This window comes from Candidatus Burkholderia verschuerenii (assembly GCF_001189365.1).
GTDB classification, from domain to species: Bacteria; Pseudomonadota; Gammaproteobacteria; order Burkholderiales; family Burkholderiaceae; genus Caballeronia; species Caballeronia verschuerenii.
The window spans coordinates 1-7007 of the sequence record NZ_LFJJ01000247.1 but is presented as its reverse complement, the minus strand read 5'-3'; the positions used below and the strand labels follow the sequence as shown (position 1 = coordinate 7007).

Here is a 7007-nt window from a genome sequence, read left to right as displayed (position 1 = left end):
CTTCTTTAAGCGTATCAAGCATTTTCGTCGCGTCGCCACTCGATATGACAAACTCGCCCACAGCTACCTCACCTTTGTCTCCATCGTGTCTGCCTTCGGGCCGCTCTTAAATGTGAACAGGACCTAGACATCGTCACCCGCCGGTAAGAGTTGCGCCGATGACGGGTTCAAGCGAAGTTAAGCGTATGGATCGAATACGACGATGGCTTAACCCCTTCCCTCAGCGCGGATTTCTTGGTTAACGACACTGATCGGGAAAAATTAAACGGATGAGGTTTACCCTCCAAACCGCCCCACCAAAAACGCCTCCAACTCACTCGCCACGCTCCCCATACAAATCGCCTCCGCCAACAACCGCCCGGTCGTCGCCGACGAAGTCAGCCCCAGATGCCCATGCCCAAACGCCAGCCACAAGCCACGATACTTCGGCACGCTGCCTAACACCGGCATCGAATCGGGCATGCAGGGCCGATGCCCCATCCACGTACTCGATTCACCCAGCAGATCGAGCCCCGGCAAGCCTTCCTTCGCATGCCGCGCGAGCAAGGCCGCGCGTCGCTGATTCGGTTCGCGCACCAGCCCGCCGAACTCAACCGTCCCGGCGATGCGCAAACCCGTATCCATCGGCGTGATGAAAATCTTGCGGTCCGTAAGCACGATGGTGCGCGACAAGCGCGTGGCGCTCTCCGGCACGTGAACGTGATAGCCGCGCTGCGTTTCCAGCGGCACACGCACGCCGAGCGGCGCGAGCAGTTGAGTCGACCACGCGCCGGTCGCGATCACGACATCGCGCGCGGATAGCGATGCATCGGATGTCACGATTTGCCAGCCATCGGCTTGCGGGCGAATCGACGTCACGTCCGCGCGCCGGATCGTCACGCCCGCCTGCGCGATGCTGCGCGCAATCGCGAGCGCATAACCGTGCGGATTCACGACGGAGTGATCGTTCTCGAGAAACAGGCCGATCGGATAGTCGGGCGATACGTCCGGCTCCATCGCGCGAATCTCGTCGCGGCCGATTCGCGTGAGTTTGAGACCATGCTCGGTTTTGATCGCCCAGCCGAGCACGTCCTTGGCGAGATGCGCATCCGACCGATATAGATGCAACTGCCCCGTCGTGCGCAGATTGGCCGCGTAGCCGACCTCCGATGCGAGTTGCCGTTGATCCGCCTCCGCCGTGCGAAAAAAAGCGCTCAACGACGCCGCGATCTCGCGCACCCGCGTTTCGCCCGCCGATCGCACGAAACGCCAGAGCCATTCCGCCGCGTACGGCAAATACGCTGGCGGAAGATACAACGGGCCATCGGGATCGCGTAGCATCGACATCGCGCTCTTCATCACGCCGGGCATCGCCAGCGGCGCGACGGAGTGAAACGAGAGCGCGCCCGCATTGCCCATCGAACACTGGGATGCAGGCTCGGCGCGATCGATGATCCTCACGCTACGGCCCTGCTTGCGCAGATGATGCGCGAGCGCCAGGCCGATTACGCCCGCGCCGATGACGGCAATGTCGCAGGAATCAGAAGTAGAAGGCATCGCGATGTGTCGAGGATTGGGTCGTGCGCCTCGCGCCTTTCATTCGGCGCGAGGCTCCGAACTTTAGCATTGACTCGCCGACGTCCGCGCGTCAATCCATCGCCGATGCCTCGAATCGTGCGTCCGCCGTTTTGCGTTTCGTCGAACGCGTCGCCGCGAATTGCGCGTCATATTGCTTCGCGCGGATCATATCGGCGAACTCGACGGCATCGCCTTCGGGCGCGGAAGAACGCAGATGCGGCTTCGCGATCATCAGATACAAGCCGCCCGACACGACCACCACCGCGATACCGACGAGCGCGATCCAGCGATCGAGCGATCGAGCGTCGACAGCGTAATGTCGTTCGACGGCATTGCCATCACGACGCACGCGAACACGCCGTAGCCGAGCGCGCCGATATTCACCAGCACGCCCCACTTGCCGAGGCTAAATGCGCCCGCGGGCTTCCAGCCTTTCGCGCGGGCGCGCAGTGCCGCGATCACGACCATCTGAAACGCGATGTAGCCCGCCAGCATCTGCATGCCCGCGATACGGAACAGCGAACTGGGCACGCAATACACCAGCACGATCAGCAACGCGGACAGCGAATTCACCGCGACGTTCGCCCATACCGGCGTGTGATTCATCATCTTCGCGAAGAGCGCCGAGCCGGGGAACATGTTGTCGCGCGCGAACGAATACACGAGACGGCTCGCCGATGCCTGCTGACCCATCACGCATGCAAGGAAGGACAGCAACGCAACCGCCTGAAACGCCTTGAGTCCCCAGAAACCGATGGTCTGGTAGAGAATTTCCGGAATCGGATCGAGCGACTTGCCCGCAACGATCGATTGAAGATCGGGCGCGGCGAGCACATAGCCCGCGAACGAAAAGATCGCGGAGCCGCATCCAACGACGACGGTCAGCATCATTCGCCTTCGGAATCTGACGGCCGGGATTCGGCACTTCTTCGGCCACTTCGCCGCAGGCTTCGAAGCCGTACACCATGAAGAGACCGACCAGCGCCGCGCCGATGAAAGCAGGCATGTAGTTGCCGTTGATCGACGTGCCAATCGTGTCGAAGAACACGGAGAACGAATGCTTGCGCTCGAAGATCAGCAGATAGAGTCCCACTGCGATCACGCCCAGCAATTCCGCCGCGAGTCCCGCGCCCGCGATGCGCGCCAGCGTCTTGGTGCCGGTGAAGTTGAGGATCATCCCTAGCAGCAGCATGCCGCCCGCCACGCACGCGGTCATGCCGGGCGTGATGGTCACGACCGGATGCTCCTGCGTCCCGACGAACAGGTTCGCGACGAAGCCCGAGCCGAAGATCGCGGTCGTCGCGATCGCGACGATCACGCAGGACAAATAGATCCACGACAGGAGCCACGCATACTGCCCGTTCCACAAGCGCCGCGCCCATTGATAGAGCCCGCCCGCAATCGGATACTGCGCGACGATTTCACCGAACACGAGCGCGACCAGCAACTGCCCGCAACCGACGATGATGATCCAGAACATCGAAGGCGGCCCCGCCGTCGACAGCCCTTGCGCGAACATCGACACGACGCTGACCAGCGGCGACAAATACAGAAAGCCCAACGCGAGATTCGACCAGAGCGACATGCTCCGCTCGAACTTCTGCTCGTATCTGAGCGACGCCAAATGCTCCGAATCCGAGCGGTGATGTTGATTTGCCACGGTGCTCCTCCAAACGCTCCAATAGTTCTTCCTGTCGCCGCCGTCTTTCGACTTGGGCGTCTCCTTGAAACCGAACGCTAAAACCTGCAAATCCCGCGCCAATGCAATTTTTTTCGGGACATCTCTTTGTTCGAAAGGCGCTTTTTTTAAAGCAGCACGCGCATGCTTGACGGCATTCGTCTCACGTGTGCGATTCCTTGCTCGCAAGGTTGCGACGCATACTATTTCGTCATACGAAATAATGTGAAGACCGGAGCGTCGAAAGCTCCGGCCGTACTATGAACCGCTTAGATCGTCGCGACCGCCGATGCGCGCGCTTCCGATGCATCGACCACGGACGCAAGAATCTCCGTCGTCGCCATCGAAAGCGTCCAGCCCAGATGGCCGTGACCCGTGTTGTAGTACACGCCCGCGCGCTTGCCCGCACCGACGCGCGGCAACATGCTCGGCAGCATCGGACGCAAACCCGCCCACGGAATCACGCGCGATGTCGACACGGCCGGAAAGTAGCGACGCACCCATTCCACCAGCGGCGCAATACGGTCCGCGCGAATATCGCGGTTGATGCCGTTGATCTCCGCCGTGCCCGCCACGCGGAAGCGGTCGCGTCCCAGACGGCTCGTGACGATCTTCGCAGCATCGTCGAGCAGGCTGACCCACGGCGCGCCGTGCTGGCTCGCTTCGTCGTCGAGACAGACGGTGATCGAATAGCCCTTCACCGGATACACGTTGACGTGATCGCCCAGCATCGACGCGAACTGACGGCTGCCGACGCCCGCGCAAATCACCAGCTTGTCGAACACATGTTCCTCGGAGCCGGACGCACGTTGCACGCTCACACGGATGCCGTCATCGGTGTGCGTGACTTCCGCGATATCGGAATCGAAGCGGAAATCCACGCCCTTGCGCACGCAGGCTTGCGCGAGACCGCGCGTGAACTTGTGGATATCGCCGGTGGAATCCGATGGCGTGAAAAAGCCGCCATAGAAACTGCCGCGAATGGCCGGTTCGATCGATTCGATCTCGCTCGCCGTCACCGCGCGGCGATCCAGCCCGCCTTCGCGATACATCAGATTGACCTTCGATGCCGCTTCGAAACCCTTGCGGTCTTCGTAGACGTGAAGAATGCCGCGCCGCTCGAGATCGAACTCGATGCCCTCACGCTGCGCCACCGAAAACAGATGCTCGCGCGCTTCGATCGCAAGCCGCACGGTCTCGATGGTGTTGTCGCGATAGTTCGAAATCTGGCGCAGAAACTCGCCGATCCACGAATACTTGTGCCACGAAGGCTTCGGGTTGAGCAGCAACGGCGCATCCGAGCGCAGCATCCATTTGATGCCCTTGATCACGGTGGCCGTGCTGTTCCACACTTCGGCGTTGCTCGCGGAGAGCTGCCCGCCATTGGCGAACGATGTTTCCATCGCCGCATAGCGATGCCGCTCGAACACGGTGACATCGTGGCCGCGTTGTGCGAGGGCGTAGGCAGTCGAGACGCCGGTGATGCCGGCGCCAATAATGGCGATTCGTTCCATCTGCAAAGGTCCAATGAGAGATTCCTCGCCGCAAGCCTTATGGCTTTAAAGCGAAGAAGCCCCATCTGTCCCGTTTGCCTGAGAGTTTAGATTGCGGGCGATGCCGCAAATCCCCTTCGGCGGGCGCATGAAAACGCCGCTCTCCAGATGTGATAAACGCGCGGCACGGTCCTTTTGCCTGAGAGTTTCCGGGGCGGTTGCTCCGTCGGCGCCATCGAACGATGGTCTCTCCCGTACTGCGCGATTCGATACCTATTCTAAGCGGAAAAAAATCACGACTCGACTTTTTCGCCGCGATAGCGGCCCAGATCGACGGTAGCGGAAGGCGTCGCCGCCGAACGCGCGTTCGTTTTGATGAAGTGCGCGAGCCGTTCGCCGAGCATCATCGACGGCGCGTTGGTGTTGCCCGACACGAGCTTCGGCATGATCGACGTATCCGCCACGCGCAAACCTTCGATGCCATGCACGCGGAAGGTCGGATCGACCACCGACATCGCATCGACGCCCATGCGGCACGCGCCCGACGGATGCAGCGCGCCCTGCCCCGTCTCCCTCACGAAACGAATGCGCTCTTCCTTCGTCGCGAGAATCTTCCCCGGCCGATAAGGCGCGCGTACGAACTTGCTCAGCGCGTTTTGCGCGAGCGTTTCCTGACCGATGCGCACGCCTTCCGCGAGCACTTCGGCGTCGTACGGATCGGAGAGATAGTTCGGATCGACGAGCGGCGCAGCGGCAGGATCGCCGCTCTTGAGCCGCACCGTGCCGCGCGAACGCGGACGCGTCTGATACACGTTGAGCGTCAGACCGTTGCCGCTCGGCGCCTGATCCGCGCCTTCTTCCACGCCCGCGCCCGGCAGGAAGTGATATTGCAGATTCGGCAGCGGATCGTGCTCGTCGCCGTACCAGAGCAAGCCGCCTTCGCAAATATTCGACGCTACCGGACCGCTGCGGAACAGCGCGTATTCGAGCCCGGCGAGCGCCTGATTGTGCAGCTTCTTGTACTTGTCGTAGCTATGCGGGCCGGTGAGATCGTAGATCAGGAACATGTCCATATGATCCTGAAGATTCTCGCCGACGCCCCGCAGATCGTGCACGACCTTCACGCCGACGCTCGCCGATGATCCGCCGGCCCGATACCCGACAGCATCAGCAGATGCGGCGAGCCGATCGCGCCCGCCGATACGATCACTTCGCGCGCAGCCCGCACGAACTGGCGATTGCCGCCTTCGACATATTCGACGCCGACCGCGCGCCCGTTCTCGACCACGACGCGCACCACGCGCTAATCCGTCTTCACGGTGAGGTTCTTGCGATCGCGTGCGGGCTTGAGATACGCCGTCGCCGCGCTGCATCGCTTGCCGTCGCGCGTGGTCGTCTGATAGAGACCGACGCCCGCCTGCTTGCCCGAGTTGAAGTCCGGGTTGTAGTTGATGCCCATTTCCTGACACGCGCGCAGCCACGCCTTCGTCAGATAGTGCGTATAGCGCTGGTCCGACACGCCGAGCGGCCAGCCCGTGCCATGCACTTCTCCGGCGAAGCGCTAGTTGTCTTCGGCTTTTTTGAACCACGGCAGCACGTCGTCGTAGCCCCAGCCGTCGCAGCCCATTGCCGCCCAGCCTTCGTAGTCTTCGGGACAGCCGCGCATGTACACCATCGCGTTCACCGAACTGCCGCCGCCGAGCACGCGGCCCTGCACGATCTCCGGCGTCACCATGTTCTGATGACGCTGCGGCTGCAGGCGATATCGCGTCAGCAGATTGCCCTTCGCCGTCTTGAAGTACGTGGCCGGCATATGGATGTACGGATTGGTATCTCGCGGCCCCTGTTCGAACAGCAATACGGATGTCGATGCATCTTCGCTCAGCCGTCCGGCCGTCGCGCATCCGGCGGGTCCGCCGCCGACAACAATGTAATCAACCACGTCACTTCCTCCTGAATTCCTGCACCGGGTTTCTGTACCTGAGGTGCCGCATCAACGTTCTGCCTGAATAAAGCAATGTGCGGGCCAATCTGAGCGGCCTCGCCAGGCCATTGTTTCATATCGATATTTTTACGAGCGCTGCGACAACTTCCGTGGTCTGTCTCAGCTTTGCGACGATCGCGCCCGGCGATGAGACGCGACCGCTGCCACATTGCGGTAGGGATGTCCATTACTGAACACCCCCCGCACAGATCCCGGCGTGCCCAATTTAGGCACCGGGCTCCTACCTTGAGTGCTTGACGGCAAAGCGCCGATCAGGCCATGGATGAAGAATGCG

At 61.6% G+C, this 7007-nt stretch carries 6 protein-coding genes, 3 pseudogenes and 1 riboswitch; of the genes and pseudogenes, 2 read left to right on the top strand and 7 right to left on the bottom strand.

The window, feature by feature from the left end; all coding sequences use genetic code 11:
- A pseudogene (locus BVER_RS32965) lies at positions 1–127 on the top strand (IS5/IS1182 family transposase); the annotation flags it as partial.
- A 149-nt stretch (positions 128–276) separates the two neighbouring features.
- Here the strand turns inward: BVER_RS32965 and BVER_RS26500 are convergent.
- The 4 genes and pseudogenes from BVER_RS26500 to BVER_RS36030 form a co-directional block, all read right to left on the bottom strand.
- The gene (locus BVER_RS26500; protein ID WP_050455799.1) at positions 277–1536 is read right to left on the bottom strand and encodes an NAD(P)/FAD-dependent oxidoreductase; all 1260 of its coding nucleotides are present in this window, start codon (positions 1534–1536) and stop codon (positions 277–279) included.
- Between the two features lie 91 nt (positions 1537–1627).
- A complete protein-coding gene (locus BVER_RS32960; protein WP_232316817.1) occupies positions 1628–1819 on the bottom strand; it encodes a hypothetical protein in 192 nt (63 codons plus the stop codon).
- Positions 1789–2448: an amino acid permease gene (locus BVER_RS35380; protein WP_269750813.1), complete on the bottom strand. Its 660-nt coding sequence runs from the start codon at positions 2446–2448 to the stop codon at positions 1789–1791. Before BVER_RS35380 ends, BVER_RS32960 begins: the two co-directional genes overlap by 31 nt.
- Before the next feature lie 61 nt (positions 2449–2509).
- Positions 2510–3076: pseudogene (locus BVER_RS36030) on the bottom strand (amino acid permease); the annotation flags it as partial.
- On the opposite strand from BVER_RS36030, the gene BVER_RS34635 reads away from it, so the two are divergent.
- Positions 3021–3203 carry a hypothetical protein gene (locus tag BVER_RS34635; RefSeq protein WP_232316819.1) on the top strand — a complete coding sequence of 61 codons (183 nt, stop codon included), beginning with the start codon at positions 3021–3023 and terminating at the stop codon, positions 3201–3203. The pseudogene BVER_RS36030 and the gene BVER_RS34635 sit on opposite strands and share 56 nt — an antisense overlap.
- A 301-nt stretch (positions 3204–3504) precedes the next feature.
- Here the strand turns inward: BVER_RS34635 and BVER_RS26490 are convergent, their stop codons facing one another.
- The 3 genes and pseudogenes from BVER_RS26490 to BVER_RS34630 all read right to left on the bottom strand — a co-directional run bounded on the left by BVER_RS26490 (position 3505) and on the right by BVER_RS34630 (position 6670).
- Positions 3505–4749 carry a D-amino acid dehydrogenase gene (locus BVER_RS26490; RefSeq protein WP_050455798.1) on the bottom strand — a complete coding sequence of 415 codons (1245 nt, stop codon included), beginning with the start codon at positions 4747–4749 and terminating at the stop codon, positions 3505–3507.
- 156 nt (positions 4750–4905) lie between these two features.
- Positions 4906–4993, bottom strand: a riboswitch (glycine riboswitch).
- A gap of 28 nt (positions 4994–5021) precedes the next feature.
- Positions 5022–5852, bottom strand: a complete 831-nt coding sequence (locus BVER_RS32955) for a GMC family oxidoreductase (protein ID WP_198155400.1) — start codon at positions 5850–5852, stop codon at positions 5022–5024.
- Positions 5849–6670: pseudogene (locus tag BVER_RS34630) on the bottom strand (GMC family oxidoreductase). Before BVER_RS34630 ends, BVER_RS32955 begins: the two are co-directional and overlap by 4 nt.
- Between the last annotated feature and the right edge of the window lie 337 nt (positions 6671–7007).